The sequence below is a fragment of the Cryobacterium sp. TMT2-15-1 genome, from assembly GCF_004402345.1.
Taxonomy (GTDB): domain Bacteria; phylum Actinomycetota; class Actinomycetes; order Actinomycetales; family Microbacteriaceae; genus Cryobacterium; species Cryobacterium sandaracinum.
This window is the reverse complement of record NZ_SOGD01000029.1, coordinates 175,347-193,582: the sequence shown is the minus strand read 5'-3', so window position 1 is coordinate 193,582 and position 18,236 is coordinate 175,347. Positions and strand designations below refer to the sequence as shown.

At 69.1% G+C, this 18,236-nt stretch carries 14 protein-coding genes; 6 read left to right on the top strand and 8 right to left on the bottom strand.

What is annotated here, in order from left to right; all coding sequences use genetic code 11:
* Positions 1 to 51 precede the first annotated feature (51 nt).
* Complete coding sequence (locus E3O62_RS07325; protein ID WP_134395075.1) at positions 52 to 471, top strand: GreA/GreB family elongation factor; 420 nt, start codon at positions 52 to 54, stop codon at positions 469 to 471.
* A gap of 81 nt (positions 472 to 552) precedes the next feature.
* On the opposite strand, the gene E3O62_RS07320 is transcribed toward E3O62_RS07325, so the two are convergent.
* Positions 553 to 1,869 carry an MFS transporter gene (locus E3O62_RS07320; protein ID WP_134398014.1) on the bottom strand — a complete coding sequence of 439 codons (1,317 nt, stop codon included), beginning with the start codon at positions 1,867 to 1,869 and terminating at the stop codon, positions 553 to 555.
* Between the two features lie 166 nt (positions 1,870 to 2,035).
* On the opposite strand from E3O62_RS07320, the gene E3O62_RS07315 reads away from it, so the two are divergent.
* Both E3O62_RS07315 and E3O62_RS07310 read left to right on the top strand, forming a co-directional pair.
* Positions 2,036 to 2,908 carry a formyltetrahydrofolate deformylase gene (locus E3O62_RS07315; RefSeq protein ID WP_134395077.1) on the top strand — a complete coding sequence of 291 codons (873 nt, stop codon included), beginning with the start codon at positions 2,036 to 2,038 and terminating at the stop codon, positions 2,906 to 2,908.
* A gap of 28 nt (positions 2,909 to 2,936) precedes the next feature.
* A complete protein-coding gene (locus tag E3O62_RS07310) occupies positions 2,937 to 3,293 on the top strand; it encodes a YrdB family protein (protein ID WP_241973364.1) in 357 nt (118 codons plus the stop codon).
* 27 nt (positions 3,294 to 3,320) lie between these two features.
* Here E3O62_RS07310 and E3O62_RS07305 read toward each other — a convergent pair whose 3' ends face one another.
* The 5 genes from E3O62_RS07305 to E3O62_RS07285 form a co-directional block, all read right to left on the bottom strand.
* Complete coding sequence (locus E3O62_RS07305; protein ID WP_134398012.1) at positions 3,321 to 4,724, bottom strand: DUF222 domain-containing protein; 1,404 nt, start codon at positions 4,722 to 4,724, stop codon at positions 3,321 to 3,323.
* A gap of 255 nt (positions 4,725 to 4,979) precedes the next feature.
* Positions 4,980 to 6,197: an MFS transporter gene (locus E3O62_RS07300; protein ID WP_241973363.1), complete on the bottom strand. Its 1,218-nt coding sequence runs from the start codon at positions 6,195 to 6,197 to the stop codon at positions 4,980 to 4,982.
* 119 nt (positions 6,198 to 6,316) lie between these two features.
* Positions 6,317 to 9,406: a S8 family serine peptidase gene (locus E3O62_RS07295; RefSeq protein ID WP_241973362.1), complete on the bottom strand. Its 3,090-nt coding sequence runs from the start codon at positions 9,404 to 9,406 to the stop codon at positions 6,317 to 6,319.
* Positions 9,407 to 9,554: 148 nt separating this feature from the next.
* On the bottom strand, positions 9,555 to 11,504 hold the full coding sequence (locus E3O62_RS07290) for a heavy metal translocating P-type ATPase (RefSeq protein WP_134398010.1): 1,950 nt from the start codon (positions 11,502 to 11,504) through the stop codon (positions 9,555 to 9,557).
* Between the two features lie 143 nt (positions 11,505 to 11,647).
* On the bottom strand, positions 11,648 to 12,862 hold the full coding sequence (locus E3O62_RS07285; RefSeq protein ID WP_134395080.1) for an NADP-dependent isocitrate dehydrogenase: 1,215 nt from the start codon (positions 12,860 to 12,862) through the stop codon (positions 11,648 to 11,650).
* Positions 12,863 to 13,037: 175 nt separating this feature from the next.
* Here E3O62_RS07285 and E3O62_RS07280 point away from each other — a divergent pair, with 175 nt between their 5' ends.
* The 3 genes from E3O62_RS07280 (at position 13,038) to E3O62_RS07270 (ending at position 14,332) form a co-directional block, all read left to right on the top strand.
* Positions 13,038 to 13,490, top strand: coding sequence for a GNAT family N-acetyltransferase (locus E3O62_RS07280; RefSeq protein WP_134395081.1), 453 nt, complete (start codon positions 13,038 to 13,040; stop codon positions 13,488 to 13,490).
* Positions 13,491 to 13,500: 10 nt separating this feature from the next.
* Entirely contained in the window at positions 13,501 to 13,821 is a 321-nt protein-coding gene (locus E3O62_RS07275) for an MGMT family protein (protein WP_134398009.1), read from the top strand.
* 64 nt (positions 13,822 to 13,885) lie between these two features.
* Positions 13,886 to 14,332: a cupin domain-containing protein gene (locus E3O62_RS07270; RefSeq protein ID WP_241973361.1), complete on the top strand. Its 447-nt coding sequence runs from the start codon at positions 13,886 to 13,888 to the stop codon at positions 14,330 to 14,332.
* A 24-nt stretch (positions 14,333 to 14,356) separates the two neighbouring features.
* On the opposite strand, the gene E3O62_RS07265 is transcribed toward E3O62_RS07270, so the two are convergent.
* Both E3O62_RS07265 and E3O62_RS07260 read right to left on the bottom strand, forming a co-directional pair.
* Positions 14,357 to 16,162 (bottom strand): ABC transporter ATP-binding protein, encoded by a 1,806-nt coding sequence (locus E3O62_RS07265; protein WP_134398008.1) that lies wholly within the window; start codon positions 16,160 to 16,162, stop codon positions 14,357 to 14,359.
* Positions 16,159 to 17,880, bottom strand: a complete 1,722-nt coding sequence (locus E3O62_RS07260) for an ABC transporter ATP-binding protein (RefSeq protein WP_134398104.1) — start codon at positions 17,878 to 17,880, stop codon at positions 16,159 to 16,161. The genes E3O62_RS07265 and E3O62_RS07260 overlap by 4 nt, the downstream gene beginning before the upstream one ends.
* Positions 17,881 to 18,236 lie beyond the last annotated feature (356 nt).

Below are 18,236 nucleotides of genomic sequence, written 5' to 3'. Positions count from 1 at the left end.
GGCCGATTGATCACTGCGCGGCAGATTGTCTCGCGATTTACGGAGAACCCTATGACCACCGAATCGGTGTGGCTGCCACCCCGCTCGCTCGCCCTCCTGATCGAGGAACTCGCTGTGCTGGGCAGCGACCCCAACCCGAACGCGGCCACAACCGAGCGAATCCGGGAGCTGCGCACGACCCTCCGCCAGGCCGAGGCCTCGGTCAAACCGGACGACGGCCTGGTCGAGCCCGGGATGAGGATCACCGCGATGCTCTCCGGCGACACCCGGGCGACCGTGTTCCTCCTTGGCGAGCGTGAACTCGTCTCCCTCGACCCGGAGGTGAAGGTGGACGTGTACTCCCCGTCCTCACCGATCGGCCAGGCCATCATCGGAACCCACGTCGGCGACACCGTCGCGTACACGACGCCGACCAACGTCAGCATCCAGATCGAGATCCTCGCAGCGGTCCCGTACATCGGCGGCCGGTGAACCGACGCGATTGAGGGGTGCGGATGCTTCCGCGCCCCTCAATCGTGTCGTCTCAGCCGTGTCAGATCGGCACGCCGTCGGTCAGGCCGCCCGGCGGCGCACGACGACGTCGCTGACGATCACCAGCACGAAGGCCAGCGCCAGGATTCCGACGTAGACCAGCGGCACGGCCTGCATCCCGGCCGAGCCGAGCAGCGCGGCGCCGAGGAGGGCGCCACCGCCGATCCCGGCGTTGAACGCGGTCGTGTAGATGGCGCTGGCGGTGTCGCGGATGCGGAGCGAGGCCGTACGCAGCAGCCGCGTCTGCAGCAGCGGCGGCAGCATGCCGAAGGCCAGACCCCAGAGCACGAAGGCGGTGATGGCAACCGGCAGCGTCGCCGCGAAGAGGGCCAGCACGGTCACGCTCAGCGCCGACACGGCGATGCCGATGACGAGCCCGAGCTGCGGCCGGGGGCCGAAGACCGTGCCGGAGAGCACCAGGCCGACCGCGCCGGCAATCCCATAGGCGAACAGGAGCGGGGCGACCGCGCCGGAGTCCACGCCCATCTCGTCGATCAGGAACGGGGCGATGTAGGTGTAGAACGTGTAGTGCCCGACCATGGTCAGGCCGGTGATCACGGAAAGCAGGATCACGGCGCGCATGGTCGGATCGCGACGCGGTTCCGCGATAGCAGTGGCGGCATGAGCGGCGGCGGCCCCCGCGGTGCCGGCCGCGGTCGGATCGCTTGCCGCGGCATCCGTCACGCGAGCACCATAGTGCGACACCGGCGGCAGGAACCGCCAGACGACGACCGCGCCGATCAGCATGAGGGCGGCGAGGGCCAGGAATGACAGCCGCCAGCCGAGCAGGTGCCCGGCGGCGGTGGCGATGGGCACCCCGAACACGAAGGCGAGCGTGCCGCCCGAGACGGTGATGGCCACGGCGCGGCCGATCTGTTCCCGCGGCACGAGGTGCGCGGCGTAGGCGCCGACGACGGCCCAGAACAGGCCGTGGGCCATTCCGCCGATGATGCGCCCGCCCACCATGAAGGCGTAGTTGGGGGCGATGGCAGTGAGCACATTGCTGATCGCCAGCACCACGAGCACGAGCACAATCAGGCCGTGCCGCGGTAGGCGCCGGGTGAGGTGGGCGAGGGAGGTGCTCGTGAGCACCACGGTGAACGCGAACCAGGAAACGAGCAGGCCGACCTGTCCCTCGGTGACCCCGAGTGCCCGGCTCATGTCGGGCAGAAGGCCCGTCGGGAGCATTTCGGAGGTGACGGAGAGGAAGACGGCGGCGGCCAGGGCGAGTAGGCCCACCCAGGGGAAGGGTCGGGCGGCGGCCGTGCTGCTCTCCGGCGCGTGCGGCGCGTCCGGCGCGTCCAGCGAGGGCAGGTTGATGGGTGCGGTGAATGACATGGCTCTGTGGCTCACAGACGGGAACAGGGGCAGCGCGGGTGTGCCGCGGGCCGGTCCGGATCGACTGCGCGCCGACGTGCGCGCCCGGGGCCGGCGTGCTGCGCCGACCGCTTTACAGCCTAGCCGACGGGCGGAGTGTGCGGCAGGGGGCCGGTAACCTAGTCCGATGACCTCTTCCCTCGCACCGAACCCGCGCCACCATTGGGTGATCACTCTCGTCTGCGTCGACCAGCCGGGTATCGTGCACGCGGTCAGCGGCGCGATCGTGCGGGCGCGCGGCAACATCACCGAGAGCCAACAGTTCACCAGCGCCGACACCGGCCGGTTCTTCATGCGGCTGCAGGTGGAATCCGCGGCGAGCCAGGCTGATCTCGAAGACGAGCTCGCCCCGGTCGTGCGCAGATACGCCATGGAATCCGTCATCGATGTCGTCGGGCGTCCCAAGCGCACCCTGATCCTGGCCTCGACCGCCGGGAACTGCGTCAACGACATGCTCTTCCGCCAGCGCGGGGGCCAGCTACCCATCGAGGTTCCGCTGGTGCTGAGCAACCACGGCACGCTGCGCGACCTGGTCGGCTTCTACGGGGTGCCGTTCGAGTCGCGTCCGGTGACGGATGCCGCCAGCAAGGCGGCCTTCGAGGCTCGCGTCGTCGAGGCCATCACCGAGCACGACATCGAGCTCGTGGTGCTCGCCCGGTATATGCAGATCCTCTCCCCCGCACTCTGCACGCTGCTGGAAGGCCGCGCCATCAACATCCACCACTCCTTCCTGCCCGGGTTCAAGGGCGCCAACCCCTACAAGCAGGCGCACGCCCGCGGGGTCAAATTGATCGGGGCGACGGCCCACTTCGTCACGGGCGACCTCGACGAGGGTCCGATCATCGAGCAGAACGTCATGCGGGTGGACCACTCGCGCAGCCCGGCCGAGCTCGTCGCCATCGGACAGGACGAGGAGAGCCGCACCCTGACCCAGGCGGTCACCTGGTTCGCCGAGCACCGCGTTCTGCTGGACGGCGCCCGCACCATCATCTTCAGGTAGCCTCCCGCCTCTCGGTAGGATGGGGCGAGTGACCGATACGAGCGCGACGACCAGTACCAGCCCCAACGACATCGTGCGCTTCCTGCTCGAATTGTTCGCGTTCATCAGCCTGGGCATCTGGGGCTTCGCCGCCTGGCCGCTGCCCTGGCCGGGCCTGCTCGTGGGCATCCTTGCCCCTGCCTTCGCCATTGTGCTCTGGGCGCTGTTCCGCTCCCCCAAGGCGGTTTTCCGCCTCGACCCGTTCGGCAAGGCCATCATCGAGATCAGCGTCTTCGGCGCCGCGGCTCTGGCCTGGTGGGACCTCGGCCTGCCGCTGGTCGCGGTGGTCTTCGCCCTGGTGGCCACGGTCAGCGGCGTCATCTCCGGTCGCGCGGAACTGCGCTAGAACCACCGACGCAGCACTGCCGGCGCACTACCGGTTCGCCCCGGTGGTTGAGCTTGTCGAAACCAGGGACCAGAGACCTGGAACCACGGGCCGAACCCTCTGCCTACAGCTCCGCCCGCTTGCTCGGCAGTGCGATCCGCGTCTGTTCCGGGTCGACCTCCGCCGGGGCCGGAGCCAATATTGCGTGCCGGTTCGGATGATCGTCCAATGCTGGTTGTGCAGCAGCAGATGGTGCGGGTGGCAGAGGAGTACTCCGTCGGCGAGGTCGGTGTGCCCGTTGTCTCTCAACCATTCGTTGATGTGGTGCGCTTCGCTCCACGCCGGTGGTCTGTCACAGTCGATCCAGAGGCATCCGCCGTCACGAACGGCCATCGCGGCCCGCTGTGCCGCCGTCAAGAGTCGTTCGTCGCGGCCGACGTTGGTGATCTGGCCGTCGGCGTCGAACGTGATGCCGCGGGAGCCGGTCTCGCAGAGGAGACGGTCGATGCTCTCCTGGGAGATGAGGACCGGGTTGCCCTCGATCTGCCCGTGCGCGGCCGGTTTGCCCGGGCCGTGCTCGTTGACCTGCTCGGTCTGACCCGACTGATCCGACTGAGCCGACTGAGCCGCCTCACCGCTCTCGAGCGCTTTCTCGGTCACGATCACCCGCACCGACGGCCGGCGCCCGCCGAAGACCCTGCCCGGGTCAGCCTCGCCGGCGATCTTGAGCAGCTGCAGGAGTGAGTCCGCGGCGATCTGCTCGTTGCTGCGCGGGTCGTCCTGCATTTTCTTCGCCCAGACGGCCCGCTCCGTGTCGACGAAGCGCACCCCTCCACGGCGGGGAGCGGTAATGGAGTCGAAGGTGGAGAGCACGACCTCGCCGTCTTCCGGCGAGAAGAGCCCGTTCAGGCGGACATTGCCGTTGTTCAGCCGGTACACACGCAGGTAGCGGTCGTCGTAGGCCTGCTTCTCCCGGGCGGCGATGCCGGCCTCGGCGAGCGTGTCGCGCATCCGTCTCGCGCGTTTGAAGATCTGGTCGGCATTCAGCGACGACGCCTCGACCAGCAAGGCTTCGAGTGCCGCCGCGAGCTTTTCCGCGGTCACCGCGGCGTCGATCTGACCGAGCCCAGCCCGGATCGACTCCGCCGCGTCGACGGAAAGGGTTCCGGCCGTGACGTCCCGGGCGATCGGGGCCTGCCACGGCACCTTCGCGACGAACGCCGCGACCTCGGCGGCATCGGCATCGAGCGCTGAGACCGCCTCCTCGACGAGTTTCTCGGCCGCCTCCGCATCGGCCATCATCGTGCCGACGGCCACCAGCTTGTAGGCGTCACCCTTCGACGACCCGGTCCACTTCTGGATCAGGGCCTCCGGCGAGAGGAACCCCTGCTGAGCGGCCAACCCTGAGTGCCCGAGTTCCGGCCGGGACCGGCGGGCGATGGTCGCCGCCATCCAGGCGGCATAGGTGTCAAGGAGACGGCGGGCCGACGCGATTCGCTTCTGACCGGCCAGCGCTTCGTCATCAGGCAGGCAGCAAGATCGGCGCTCGAGGAGCCCAGCAGGGCCACGGCGTCGGCCGCCTGCCTGAGGTCTTCCGCGAGGTTGGTCATGTTCCAATTTTAGCCCATGACGCACGCATAGTTGAGAGTTCGTCACTTTCTGTGCAAGAATTTTCGAAGTCAACTCCGAGCCAATCCCTCGGCCGGACTATGCCGGGCGGGCCCGCCGCGGCATCCGCAGCGCGTAGGCGGAGGTTGCGAAGAACAGCAGGGCGCCGACGCCGAAGGCCACCGGGTAGGAGACGCTGTCGACGAGGAACCCGGCGGCGAGCGGGCCGACGATGGCACCCAGGTCGGAGAACATCGAGAAGACCGACACGGGGCGTCCGCCGCCGGCCCCGGCCGCATCGCCGACGGATGCGGCCGGAGCGGTGCCCATGAACGCCGAGGCCACGCCGTAGAGGCAGAGAAGTGCGGTGAGCACGATGATGTTCGGCGCGAACGGGACCGCGAGGATGGTGAGTCCGGCGACCAGGAATGCCCCGATGATGGCCGGGCGGCGGCCCACGATGTCGACGAACCGCGCGGCCGGGGCGAGTGCCACCGTCTGCGCGACGGCCGCGAAGGCGAAGGCGATGCCGGTCCAGGCGGTCGGACCCCGCAGCACCTCGACGACCAACACGGGGATCAGCGCGTTGCGCACGCCGAACGAGTTCCAGCCGGTGGAGAAGTTGGCGATGCACGCCGCGCGGAACCGGGTGTCCCGCAGCACCGTTCGGAGCGGGATGCGCTCGGGCACCGGGCCGGCCGCGGCGACGACCCCACCCCGCACCGGGCGCAGCAGCACGAGCCCGAGGATGCCGGCAACGGCGAGCGTCGCGGCGTAGAAGAAGAACGGTGCGGTGAGCGAGATCGTGGCGAGGAGTCCGCCGAGCGCGGGGCCGGCCATCCCGCCGAGCAGGAACCCACCCTGGTAGAACCCGATGGCCCTGGCCCGGAATCCCGGTGCCGTGGAGCCGAGCAGGAGAGTCATGGCCGCCACCGTAAACATGGCCGAACCGACGCCGCCGGCCCCGCGCAGGAGCAGCAGCTGCGGATAGTTCTGGGCCACGCCGACCAGCCCGCTGGAAACGGCGACGATCCCGATGCCGGAGGCCAGGATCACGCGTTCGCCGGCCCAGTCGATCAGGCGCCCGGTGAACGGGCTGGAGACGAAGCGCATCAGCGCGAACGCGGAGACGACGGCGCCGATTTCCAGGTAGCCGACCCCGAAGCTGCGCACGTAGACGGGCAGCACCGGCACGACGACACCGAAGCCCACCATCACGAAGAACGCGATCACGCCGAGCACGTAGACCTCTCGGGACAGCCGCGGCCGGCTCACGCCGGGGGGCTCGCCGCCTCGGCGCATTCGTGCGAATCGCATTAGCTCAGGGTAAGCCTTCGGTCGGTGTCCGTCCGCCGCCCGCCCAGAACCGCACCCCTGACGAATTCGACGCCGGACGCGGCGGGCGAGTCCGCCCTCGCTGACGAACCTGGCGGCCGCTAGTTCTCCACCGCCACGACCGTCGAGAAGCCAGTGTCGCCGTAGCGCACCAGCCCGAGGTAATCCGTGCCCGCGGCCAGACCACTCCACGAGGCCGTGTAGGTCGCTTCAACGCCCTGCACTCCCGGGAGAGGATTCGGGGCAACGGTGAACGCTCCGGCGCCGGCACCCGGAGCGACCGTGAAGGTGGTCAGGTCGTACCGGTCGGTGCCACTGAAGACCGACGCGACAACCTGGTAGTACCCGGCCGTCGGGTTCAGCAGATCGACGTGTTCGTCCGTCGCCGCCGTGGCCGACTGCCAGCCTTCGATCGGCGTGCCGCCCTTGCCGCTCAATCGGTTGACCACCAGGTCAAGGTCGGCGGCGTCGGTCAGTGAATCAAGGTCGAAGCGCTGCACCACCGTTCCCGCCGGAACCTGCACGGTGAAGACGATCTCCGTTCCGGGGAGCCCCGTTCCGGTGTAGGCCTTGCCCGGGCCGCCCTTCTTCTCCTTGAGCAGCACGCCGGCCGCGAGGCCGTCGGTCGCCAGGGGGATGTCGGCGGTCGTGCCGGGCGTCACGCGGATGCCGACGGAGCCGGCCAGACCGGTTCCGTCGGCGGCGATCGGCGACTCGAGGGTGACGGGCTTGACCGCCACCGGGCTGTGCACGACGGTCGCGCCACTGGTCCAGCTGAGCGATCCGGTCGCGAACGTGTCGACGGGCGCATCCGTTCGGGAGAACGTCGCCCTGTAGGACTGAGTCTCCCCTGCCGCGCCGAAGGTCAGCGTGGACGGCTCGATCGTCACGTCGATGCCGGCGAGTCCGGACACCGAGGCGTCGAAAGTGCCTGCCTGGGTCGACGTCACCGTGCGGGTGATCGTCTCCGGCCGGGTGAGCGAACCGATGCCGATCGAGGCCAGGTTGAGGTTCGACGGGTCGACCGCGGTGACGGCGTCCAGGCCGCCCCCGGTGTAGCCGGCGCCCTTGATATAGGACATCCAGTCGCTCTCCCCGTTCAGGTAGACGAGCCCCGGCGTGAAGAACTTCGTCGGGTCGACGTGGCCGGCGCCCTGCAGGAACGGGTCGGTCACGGCAGCGCCGGAGCCGGCGACCGTGTCGTAGGCGGTGGTCATGAAGGCCGATTTCACCTCGGCCGGGCTCGCGCTCGGCGTCTGGCCCAGGTAGAGGGCAGCAAGGCCCGCCACGTGCGGCGACGACATCGACGTTCCGGACAGGAACTGGTACGTGCCTGCCGCACCCGCGGCGTTGGCACCGCCGGCGAGAATCGCGACCCCGGGCGCCGAGACGTCCGGCTTGATGATGTCACTGCCGTCGGCTAGTACCGGTCCGCGCGAGGAGAACCCGGCGACCTGCGGGGCGGGCGGAGTGGTCCCGAGCGCGTTGCCCGGCGTGAGGGTCACGGTCGCCCCGGCGGTGCCTGCGTAGGCGAAGGCCGTCACGAACGCTTCGGCGTTGAGGTGCACCGTCGGCACCGCGTGCTGGTCGAGGTCGAGCGAGCTGGCCGTCTTGTTCACCAGCACCATGCCGATACCCCCGGCACGCTTCACCTCGACGGACTTGGCGACCCGGTCATAGACGCCGCGCTGACAGAACACGACCGTGCCGGTCACCTTGGCCGGGTCGAGCGAGTTCGGCCCGCAGAGCAAGGGGTCTGTTCCGCGCCGGGCGGCGACGAGGTCACCGCGCACCAGCGCACCGGTCACGCCGACGGCGGGGACCGTGATCGAGCCGCCGCCATAGCCCGGGCCGCTGCCGAGGGTGGCGGTGGCCTCGTAGCTCGGAATGGTGCTGGCCGCCACGGTGGTGATCCACGGCGACGCGTTATCGAGCGTGGAGGCGTCGGGACCGGCGTTACCGGCCGACGCCGCCACGAAGATGCCGGCGGATGCCGCGCCCAGGAAGGCGACGTCGGTGGCGGAAACCGTGGTCTGGGCCGCACCGCCGCCGATCGAGAAGTTGATCACGTCGACACCGTCGGCCGTGGCCTGGTCGATCGCCGAGAGGAGGTCGCTGGTGGCGCATCCGTCGTCGTCCTGGCTGACCGGGTCGGGGCCGGACCAGCAGACTTTGTACGCGGCGATCTTCGCCCCGGGCGCAACGCCCGAGATGGTGCCGAAGTCGATGCCACCGACCGACGCGGCGACGGCGTGGTTGCCGGCTGCGGTGCCGCCGGTGTGTGAGCCGTGGCCGTCGCCGTCGCGCGGCGAAAGGTACTCGCCGACGCCTTCGGCGCCGATCCTGGAGGCGCCGAACCCGTCGACGTAGTACCGGGCACCGACGATTTTGGTGCTGCAGTCGTCCGCGGTGAACTGCACACCCACGATGCAGGCGCCGGTGAAGGTGCCGCCGTCGGACTTGCCGAAGCGGATGCCGCCGTCGGCCGTGCGAAACGGAGCGTCGCCGGAGTCGGTGCCGAGGGGGTCGCCGGCGAAGGAGCCGTTCTCCGGGGCGATGCCGGTGTCGATGATACCGACGACGACGCCGGCGCCGGCCGCGTCAACGCCGCCGACCGTGTCCCAGACGCCGCCGGCGCCGGCGGCATCACCGAGCCCGAGGAAGTCGGTCGAGGACTGCGCCGTGACCCGGCGGATCGCGTCCCTTTCGATGGCGAGAACCTCTCGGTTCGCGGAGAGCGCGGCGGCCTGGGCCGCGGTGAGGTCGGCGGCGAATCCGTTGAGTGCGGTCGTGTAGGAGACGCTGACGCTCACCCCGGCGGCCGCGGCGACCTTTCTCTGCTCGGCCGCGAGGTGCGCGGCGTAGGCGGTCGCGTTCTTCGATCTCGCGTCGAGCTGCCGGCCCGGGGCCGGCTTGGTGGCGTCGAAACCGGCGACGCCGCCGGAGTAGGCGGCGACCGCGCTGGCGGCCAGCGTGACGACGTAGCGGCCGGCCTCGAACGCGGTGGCCGGCTTTTCGATGGCCGCCAGCGGAGCCTGCTGCGGTGCGGCGCCGGCTGCGACGGTGCCGCCGACGAGGGCCGCGGTAGCCACCAGCCCGACGGTCAGGGCCACCGCGGTGGCCCGGCGCAGTGCGCGCGGCGGCCGGGGGTCGAGGTCCCAGGGTGAGAAATGCCGATTTCGTGAGTTCACGTGCATCATCCAATCCGTTCAACGACGAAAGGTTGACCCCCAACGGAGGGACATGAACTTGAAGCTAGCTGAATACGACCTCAGACTGTGCAACTTGCACGCGTTGACACCTGAACTGGGGGCATCCAGCACAATAGGGCGACGCGACTCAGCGACTCAGTGCGCCGGCCGCCGCCGGCTCGCGAGCGGCGATCTGGGCCTGCACCGAGGCGTCCCGGCGTCCGCCGATCGCCCGCAACGCGTTCAGGATCGTGGCCAGGTCGACGAATTCCTGCAACAGCGCCCCCGCGGTGGCGGGAATGAAGCCGAACGCGGCCAGGACCATCAGGCCGAGGCTCAGAGCGATGCCGAGCCAGATGCTCTGCAGCGCGATCCGGATGGTGTCCTGGCCGATCGCGACCGCGCGGGCGGCGCGGGTCAGGTCGTCGATCAGGATGACGACGTCGGCCGATTCGCTCGCGGCCGTGGCTCCGCGGGCTCCCATGGCGATACCGACGTCGGCGACGGCCAGCACGGGCGCGTCGTTAACTCCGTCGCCGACCATGATCACCGGGCGGTGGGCAAGGCCACGCACGGCGTTGACCTTGTCGGCGGGCAGGCAGTCCGCCTGCACCTGCCCGATCCCCACCAGCGCCGCGATGTGCTCGGCGGTGGGCCGGGCGTCGCCGGTGAGCATCACCGTATCCCGCAGGCCGAGGGCCCGCAGATCCGCCAGAGTCTGCGGTGCGTTCTCCCGCAGCGTGTCACTGGCGACGATGCTGCCGGCGAAACGACCGTCGACGGCGATGTAGATGGCCAGTTCGCCGCCCTCGAGCGGGGCGGCCACGGCATCCGTCGCCCGTTCCCGGATGAACGACAGCTTGCCCACAGTGACCTCGCGGGCGCCCAGCCGGGCCACGACGCCGTGCGCGGGAACCTCGTTCGCGGTCTCCGACCCGATCAACTCCAGCCCGCGGGTCCGGGCCGCCGCGATCACGGATGCCGCGAGCACGTGCGACGAGTACTGCTCCGCCGACGCGGCGAGGGCGAGCAACTCGTCCTCGTCGAAGCCGGGCTCGGGAAGCACGCGGGCGATGGTGGGGCTGCCGTGGGTGAGCGTGCCGGTCTTGTCGAAGACCACGGTTTTGGCCCGGGAGAGCATTTCGAGCACCCCACCGCCCTTGACGATGATGCCGTTGCGGGCGGCCCGGCTCATGCCGCCCATGAAGGCGACCGGTGCGGAGATCAGGAGGGGGCAGGGGGTCGCCACCACCAGCACCTCGGCAAACCGGGCCGGGTCGCCGCTGACGATCCAGGCCAGGGCGGCGATCGAGAGCGAGACCGCAGTGAACGGCACGGCGTAGCGGTCCGCCAGGCGCACCACGGGGGCCTTGCTGGCCGATGCCTCCTCGACCAGCGCGATGATCTGCTGGTACTGGCTGTCCGCGGCGGTCGCGGTGGCTCGGATGGTGGCGGCAGCCTGGCCGTTGATCGACCCGCTGAGCACGGCGTCGCCGGCTTCGCGCTCGACCGGGAGGCTCTCCCCGGTAAGCGAGGACTCGTCGAAGGCTGCGCTGACGGAGACCAGAGCGCCGTCGACCGGCACGATCTCGGCGGGGCGAACGAGGAGCAGGTCGCCCGGCCGCACATCGGTGGCCGGCACGTCCTCGACCTCGCCGTTTCCGGTGTCGGTATCGGTTTCGGTATCGGTATGGGTATCGGTATCGGTATGGGTACCGGCGACGAGCCGGTGCGCGATCTGCGGGGCCCGCCGGAGCAGGGCGTCGAGCTCGCGCTTGGCCCGGTTCACGGCGAAGTCTTCGAGGGCCGCGCCTCCGGTGAGCATCAGCACGATGATCAGGGTGGCCACGTATTCGCCCACCAGCACCGTGGAGACAATGGCCGTGATCGCGAGCACGTCGATACCGAGGGTGCCGCGCAGCAGCCGGCGTACCATGCCGATCGTTTCGTAACCGGCGACCAGCAGGCCGAATCCGCTGAACAGCCAGCGCACGGCATCCGTCTGACCGCCCAGGGCGAGCACCGCGCCGATGAGCCCGAGCAGCACGGTCGTGGCGACGAGCGGGTAACGACGAACGGCGGCGACCAGAGACGACATGGTCATATTCTTGCCTCACTCGCCGGGCTCCGCCAGCAAGGAAAGCCTCCCCTCAAGGGCCGGGATAACCCCGGGAAAACGCCCAAACACGAGCGGCAGCCTCACCCCCCCCCGGGGTAAGACTGCCGCCCTGGCGCTGCGAGTCAGGCCATGCGGGCCTGGAGGTTTTCCGCGATGGCCGCGAGGAACTCCTCGGTCGTCTGGAAGGGCTGCTCCGGGCCCACGAGAAGCGCGAGGTCCTTGGTCATCTTGCCGCTCTCGACAGTCTTGATGACCACGTCTTCGAGCGTGTTGGCGAACTCGGCGAGCGCCGGGTTGCCGTCAAGCTTGGCGCGGTGCGCGAGGCCGCGGGTCCAGGCATAGATCGAGGCGATCGGGTTGGTCGAGGTGGCCTTACCCTGCTGGTGCTGGCGGTAGTGGCGCGTCACGGTGCCGTGCGCGGCCTCCGCCTCGACGACCTTGCCGTCCGGCGTGGAGAGCACGCTGGTCATCAGGCCGAGCGAGCCGAAGCCCTGCGCGACGGTGTCCGACTGCACGTCACCGTCGTAGTTCTTGCAGGCCCAGACGTAACCGCCCTCCCACTTCATGGCAGAGGCGACCATGTCGTCGATCAGGCGGTGCTCGTAGCTGAGGCCGGCCGCGTCGTAGCGGGCCTTGAACTCGGCGTCGAAGATCTCCTGGAAGATGTCCTTGAAGCGGCCGTCATACGCCTTGAGGATCGTGTTCTTCGTCGACAGGTAGACCGGGTACTTGCGCTCGAGGCCGTAGTTCAACGACGCGCGGGCGAAGTCGCGGATGGAGTCGTCGAGGTTGTACATCCCCATCGCCACGCCGCTGCCGGGGGCCTGGAATACCTCGAACTCTTGCGGGGCCGAGCCGTCCTTCGGGGTGAAGGTCATGCTGAGCGTGCCCTCGCCCTCGAAGCGGAAGTTGGTGGCCTTGTACTGGTCGCCGAACGCGTGGCGGCCGATGATGATCGGCTTATTCCAGCCCGGCACGAGGCGCGGGATGTTCGAGATGATGATGGGTTCGCGGAAGATGGTGCCGCCGAGGATGTTGCGGATGGTGCCGTTGGGCGACGCCCACATCTTCTTCAGGCCGAATTCCTCGACGCGCGCCTCGTCGGGCGTGATGGTCGCGCACTTGACGCCGACGCCGTGCTTCTGGATGGCGCGGGCCGAGTCGATCGTGATCTGGTCGTCGGTCTCGTCGCGCTTCTGGATCGACAGGTCGTAATACTCGAGGTCGATGTCGAGGTACGGGTGGATCAAGGTCTCCTTGATCGCGTGCCAGATGATGCGGGTCATCTCGTCCCCGTCGAGCTCGACGACAGTGCCTTCAACCTTGATCTTCGCCAATGGAAATCTCCTCAGAATATCGGGGGGCAAGAATAGCCACACCGATTCTAGTGGGGCGACGTAACTATCTTGACATCGAGACAGTTTCCGGATCTTCCGGATGGGGCGGCTCACACGCCCTGTCGTCCGAAAACCCGACTACCCGACCGGCTCCGGTGCACGTTAGCCTGTTCGCATGGGTGAACTACGACTGGAAGAACTGTCCGCGCGCAACATCGTCGCGGCGAATAGCCTGAGCCTGAAACCGGGCCAGGAGCAGTTCATCGCCCCCGTCTCCTACGCGGTCGCGGCGTCCGTCATCAACCCTGCTACCGCCTGGCAGCGCGTCGTTCTGCTGGACGGCGAGGTTGCCGGCTTCATCCACGGAAACTTCGACCCCGACTCACCGCACGAAGAATTCCGTGCCTGCATCTGGCGCATCAACGTGGACGCGGAGGCCCAGGGCAAGGGTGTCGGCAAGTTCGCCGCAGACGCACTCGCCGCCGAGGCCCGCAAGCGCGGCTTCGACCACATCACCGTGATCTGGGAACCCGGCGAAGAGGGGCCGGAGTCATTCTTCCACCGCCTCGGCTTCAGCGACATCGGGCAAACCGTCTACGGCGAGACCATCGGCGCATTGCAGCTCTGACCCGCAGCCGATGACGGATGCCGGCACCCGGGAACCTGCTTTCGTCACGCACGTTCTCGGAATCGTGGAGTCGATCCCGGCCGGTCGCGTGATGACCTACGGCGACGTCGCGGCCGTGCTCGGCTCCCGTGGAGCCCGCCTGGTCGGGCAGATCATGGCGCGCCACGGCGCCGCCCTGCCCTGGTGGCGTGTGATCCGGGCCGGCGGATACCCGCCGATCGGGCACGAGGAGCGCGCGCTCCCCCATTACACCGCGGAGGGCACCCCGTTGAAGCCCGGGGTAGGCGGCTACCGCATCGATTACGCGGAGGCGCGCTGGAGCCCCGCGTAGCGATCGCCGCCCGGGGTTGCCCGCAATGCTTGGTTCGAGGCTGCGCCGGATGTTACCGTTTTTCATGGACAGCGAAAGCACAGCCGCACACACCGCCCTCGATCCCGTCGTCACCGACCCAGGCGCCTACCGAGTACTGCTGGAGAATGACCGCGTTCGCGTGCTCGAGTTCCTCGACGCTCCCGGCGATGAGACCAATCCCCACGAGCATCCCGACAGCGTCATGATCACGCTCAGCGCCTATGCCCGGCGCCTGTCGTCGGAGGGCCGCGAAATCGACGTCGAGCTGCCCGCCGGCGAGACCCGCTGGCTGCCGGCCCAGGCGCACGCCGGCGTGAACATCGGCCGCACGCCGACACACGCGATCTTCGTCGAGCTCAAGGAATCGTCCGCGATCCCGCGGGATCCCAGCTACCACCCGCTCGGACCGGTCGCCTCCAACCGCCCCCTGACGGGCACGCCGCTCTCCGACGACTCGAGCGACGAGGAGAAGGCCTGGGGGTTCGCCTAACCGCTCGCGCCGTCGCGTCGCCGATCAGACGAGCGAGTCGCGCCAGGCGGCGTGCAGCCGCGCGAACCGGCCGGTACCGGCGATCAGCTGGCCGGGCGTGCCGTCTTCGACGATGCATCCGTGCTCCATCACGAGCACCCGGTCGGCGATCGCCACGGTCGACAGGCGATGCGCGATGATCACGGCGGTGCGTCCCCCGAGCAGTGTCTGCAGCGCCTGCTGCACGAGGCGTTCACTCGGGATGTCCAGACTCGAGGTGGCCTCGTCGAGGATGAGCACCGCCGGGTCGGCCAGGAACGCCCGAGCGAACGAGATCAGCTGCCGCTGCCCGGCGGAGACACGCCCGCCGCGCTTGTTCACGTCGGTGTCGTACCCGTTCGGCAGACCCTCGATGAAGTCGTGCGCACCGACAGCGCGAGCCGCGGCCACGATCTCGGCGGGCGTCGCATCCGGTTTGCCGATCGAGATGTTGTCGGCGACCGAACCGCTGAACAGGTAGGCCTCCTGGGTGACCATGACGATCGCTCGGCGCAGGTCCTTGGGGTGCAGGTCGCGCAGGTCGACGTCATCGAGGGTCACCCGGCCCTCCGACGGGTCGTAGAAACGCGCCATCAGCTTGGCCAGGGTGGACTTGCCTGCCCCGGTCGACCCCACCAGGGCGATGGTCTGCCCGGCCGGGATCGTCAGGTCGAACTGCGGCAGGATGACCCGGTCGCTCTGGTATTCGAATTGCACATTCTTGAACGAGACCGCACCCTGTGCCGCCCAGAGGTCGACCGGCGTCACCGGGTCCGGCACTCCGGGATGCTCCTCGAGCACCCCGGAGATCTTCTCCAGCGCCGCGGCGGCCGACTGGTAGGAGTTGTAGAACATCGCCATCTCCTCCATCGGGTCGAAGAACCGGCGGGTGTAGAGCAGGGCCGCGAGCAGCGCGCCGATGGCAAGCTGGCCGTCGACGACGCGGAACCCGCCGACCAGGAGAACGACCGCGACGGCCACGTTCCCGATCAACACGAGACCCGGATCGAAGATGCCGAACAGCTGGATGACCCGCTCATTCACCGTGCGGTAGTCCTCGACCAGTTCGCCGAACACCTTCTCGTTGCGTTTCTCCGCCCGGAAGGCTTTGACCGCACGGATGCCGGTCATGGTCTCCACGAACTGCACGATCAGGCTCGCCGACGCCGTTCTCGACCGGCGGAAGAGCGTTTGCGAGCGCACCTGGAACCAGCGGGTGAGCAGCGCCAACGGCACGATCGACGCGAGCAGGACGAGCCCGCTCGTCCCGTCGAGCAGGAACAGGGCGATCGCGGTGAACACCATGTACAGCAGCCCCTGCACGAGCTGGTTGATGCCCGAGTCCAGCAGTTCCCGGATGGCGTCGAGGTCGCTGGTCTGCCGGGAGATGATGCGCCCCGAGGTGTACGACTCGTGGAATTCGAGACTCAGCCGCTGCGTGTGCAGGAAGACCCTCTTGCGCAGGTCGATCAGCACGGCCTGGCTGATCCGCGCCGACATGATCGTGTACCAGGCGATCAGGATGGCCCCGACCACGCCCGTGGCGAGGTAGACCACCCCCGTGGCGGCCAGCGGCACCCAGTCCTGCTCCATCAGCGCGGGCAGACCGCGGTCGATCCCGAACGCGATCAGGGCCGGGCCGGCCACCTGCGCGGCCGTGGACACGACCACGATCAGCATTGCCGCGAGGACCGAAAAGCGCACCGGGTTTAGCAGCGACCCGAGCAGGCGCAGCGACCGGCCCCGGATCTGCTTGCTCTCCGCGGCGGTGAAGTTGCTGCGGTCTTCGCCCTCGACACCGGTGACGCTCATCGCGTCGCCTCCTCTCGTGCGGACTCTCGTCGTTCCTCGTCTTCCAGACTCGAGATGACGAACTTGTAGTGTTCGCTCTCGCGAAGTAGATCGGAGTGCCGTCCGATCGCGGTGACACGCCCGTTCTGGAGCAGCGCCACCCGGTCGGCGAGCATCACGGTGGACGGCCGGTGCGCCACGATCAGCGCCGTGGTCGCGGAAAGCACCTCGCGCAGCGCGGCTTCGACAAGGGACTCGGTGTTCACGTCGAGCGCCGACAACGGGTCGTCGAGCACGAGCACGGCGGGTTTCGCCGCCACCGCCCGCGCGAGCGCGATCCGCTGCCGCTGGCCGCCGGAGAGGCTCATCCCTTCCTCTCCGACGAGCGTGTCCACGCCCTCCGGGAGGTCGTGGGCGAAGCCGGCCTGGGCGACCATGAGCGCCTCCTCGAGTGCGGCATCCGCTTCGGGCGAGCGCTCGGCCCACTCCGGGCGGCCGAGCAGCACGTTGTCGCGCACGGATGCCGAGAACAGCGTCGCATCCTCGAACGCCATCGACAGGTGGCGACGCAGTTCCTCGCGGCCGAGGGACCGCACGTCAACCCCGTCGAGGGTCACCGCCCCCTCCGTCACGTCGTAGAGGCGGGTGGTGAGCGCCGTCAGGGTGGACTTGCCGGAGCCGGTCAGACCGACGAGCGCCATGGTCTCCCCCGGTTCGAGCACCAGGTCCACGCCGTCGAGCAGGTCCGGGAAGCGGCTCGGCGAGTCGGGGTAGCGGAAGTGCACGTTCTCGAACGCGAGGCGTCCGCGGGGCCGGTCGACGGTGACGGGATGCTCGGGGTCCGTGATCGCGTTCGGCGCGTCGAGCACGTCGAAGAACCGGTCGGTCGCGGTGCGGGCATCGAAGGTCATCGACAGCAGGAACCCGACCGACTCGATCGGCCAGCGCAGCACGGTGGCCGTGGCGAAGAAGGCCACGAGCCCACCCACGCTGAACTCGCCCTGGCCGGCCAGCCAGACACCGGCGACGAGGCAGAGGGCGAAGGCCACATCCGGGATCATCAGCAGCCACAGCCAGATGCCGGCGATGGCGCGCGCCTTCTCGATCTCGGTGCCGCGCAGGCTCTCGGCCTGGTCGGAGAAATTCTTCAACGCGAACTTGCCGCGCCCGAAGGCCTTCAGCACCCGAATGCCGTGCACCGACTCCTCGACGGCCGTCGCGAGGTCGCCGGCCTGGTCCTGGCTGCGCCGCGCAACGACGGAGTATTTCCCCTCGAACAGGTAGCCGACGATCCACAGCGGCATGGAGCAGACGAGGAAGATGAGGCCGAGGATCCAGTTCATCGACACCAGGATGGCGGCGCCGATCACAACGGTGACGACGTTCACGATGAGCAGCACGAGGCCGAACGAGATCCACCGGCGGATGAGGTTGAGGTCGCTGACGGCGCGGGAGAGCAGTTGGCCGCTCGGCCACTTGTCATGGAATGTGACCGGGAGGTCCTGCAGCCGGGCGTAGAGCGCGTTGCGCATCCGCGCCTCGATGTGGGTGCCGGGGCCGAGAACGAACCAGCGGCGCAGTGCGATCAGCACCGCCTCGATCACACCGAGGGCGAGTACCACGATGACGGCCGGCCAGATCTGGGCGGCGTCCTGCTGGGTCAGGGCACCGTCGACGAGGTGCTGCAGCACCTGCGGGATGGCGAGCGCCACGAGCGCCGCCAGTAGGGCGGCGAGCATGCCGAGAGCAAGGCGCGGCAGGGCCGGCCGGGCGAAGGGGTAGAGGCGCAGCAGCACCTGGAGGGTGTTCCTCCGGGGCCGGGCAACAGGATCGGTTTCCGCTGCGGGGTCGGGGTCGGGCGGATGGCTGTGGTCGGTGAGCGTGGTCACGAGTGAGTCCTGAACGAGTCTGGTTCCGGTGAACGGCGGCGCGCGGCGCCGGGAAGCCGACGACAAGCACGTCGGTCGGCGGGGGTGGAAGCCGTAGCTTCCGGGGGCAGCATGGCTGCCGGCCTGCGGGCGGAGCCGGTCGCTGGGTGTCAGCGGCCCGGCGTCAGGCCCGAGGCGGGGCGGGAGATCGCGGGAGGCGGCCGGCT

Excerpts from the sequence above, each read along its gene's own strand:
- E3O62_RS07325 (WP_134395075.1), top strand. The coding sequence starts at position 52 with ATGACCACCGAATCGGTGTGGCTGCCACCCCGCTCGCTCGCCCTCCTG.
- E3O62_RS07320 (WP_134398014.1), bottom strand. The coding sequence starts at position 1,869 with ATGTCATTCACCGCACCCATCAACCTGCCCTCGCTGGACGCGCCGGAC.
- E3O62_RS07315 (WP_134395077.1), top strand. The coding sequence starts at position 2,036 with ATGACCTCTTCCCTCGCACCGAACCCGCGCCACCATTGGGTGATCACT.
- E3O62_RS07305 (WP_134398012.1), bottom strand. The coding sequence starts at position 4,724 with ATGGCGGCGACCATCGCCCGCCGGTCCCGGCCGGAACTCGGGCACTCA.
- E3O62_RS07300 (WP_241973363.1), bottom strand. The coding sequence starts at position 6,197 with ATGCGATTCGCACGAATGCGCCGAGGCGGCGAGCCCCCCGGCGTGAGC.
- E3O62_RS07290 (WP_134398010.1), bottom strand. The coding sequence starts at position 11,504 with ATGTCGTCTCTGGTCGCCGCCGTTCGTCGTTACCCGCTCGTCGCCACG.
- E3O62_RS07280 (WP_134395081.1), top strand. The coding sequence starts at position 13,038 with ATGGGTGAACTACGACTGGAAGAACTGTCCGCGCGCAACATCGTCGCG.
- E3O62_RS07275 (WP_134398009.1), top strand. The coding sequence starts at position 13,501 with ATGACGGATGCCGGCACCCGGGAACCTGCTTTCGTCACGCACGTTCTC.
- E3O62_RS07270 (WP_241973361.1), top strand. The coding sequence starts at position 13,886 with ATGGACAGCGAAAGCACAGCCGCACACACCGCCCTCGATCCCGTCGTC.
- E3O62_RS07265 (WP_134398008.1), bottom strand. The coding sequence starts at position 16,162 with ATGAGCGTCACCGGTGTCGAGGGCGAAGACCGCAGCAACTTCACCGCC.
- E3O62_RS07260 (WP_134398104.1), bottom strand. The coding sequence starts at position 17,880 with ATGCTCGCCGCCCTACTGGCGGCGCTCGTGGCGCTCGCCATCCCGCAG.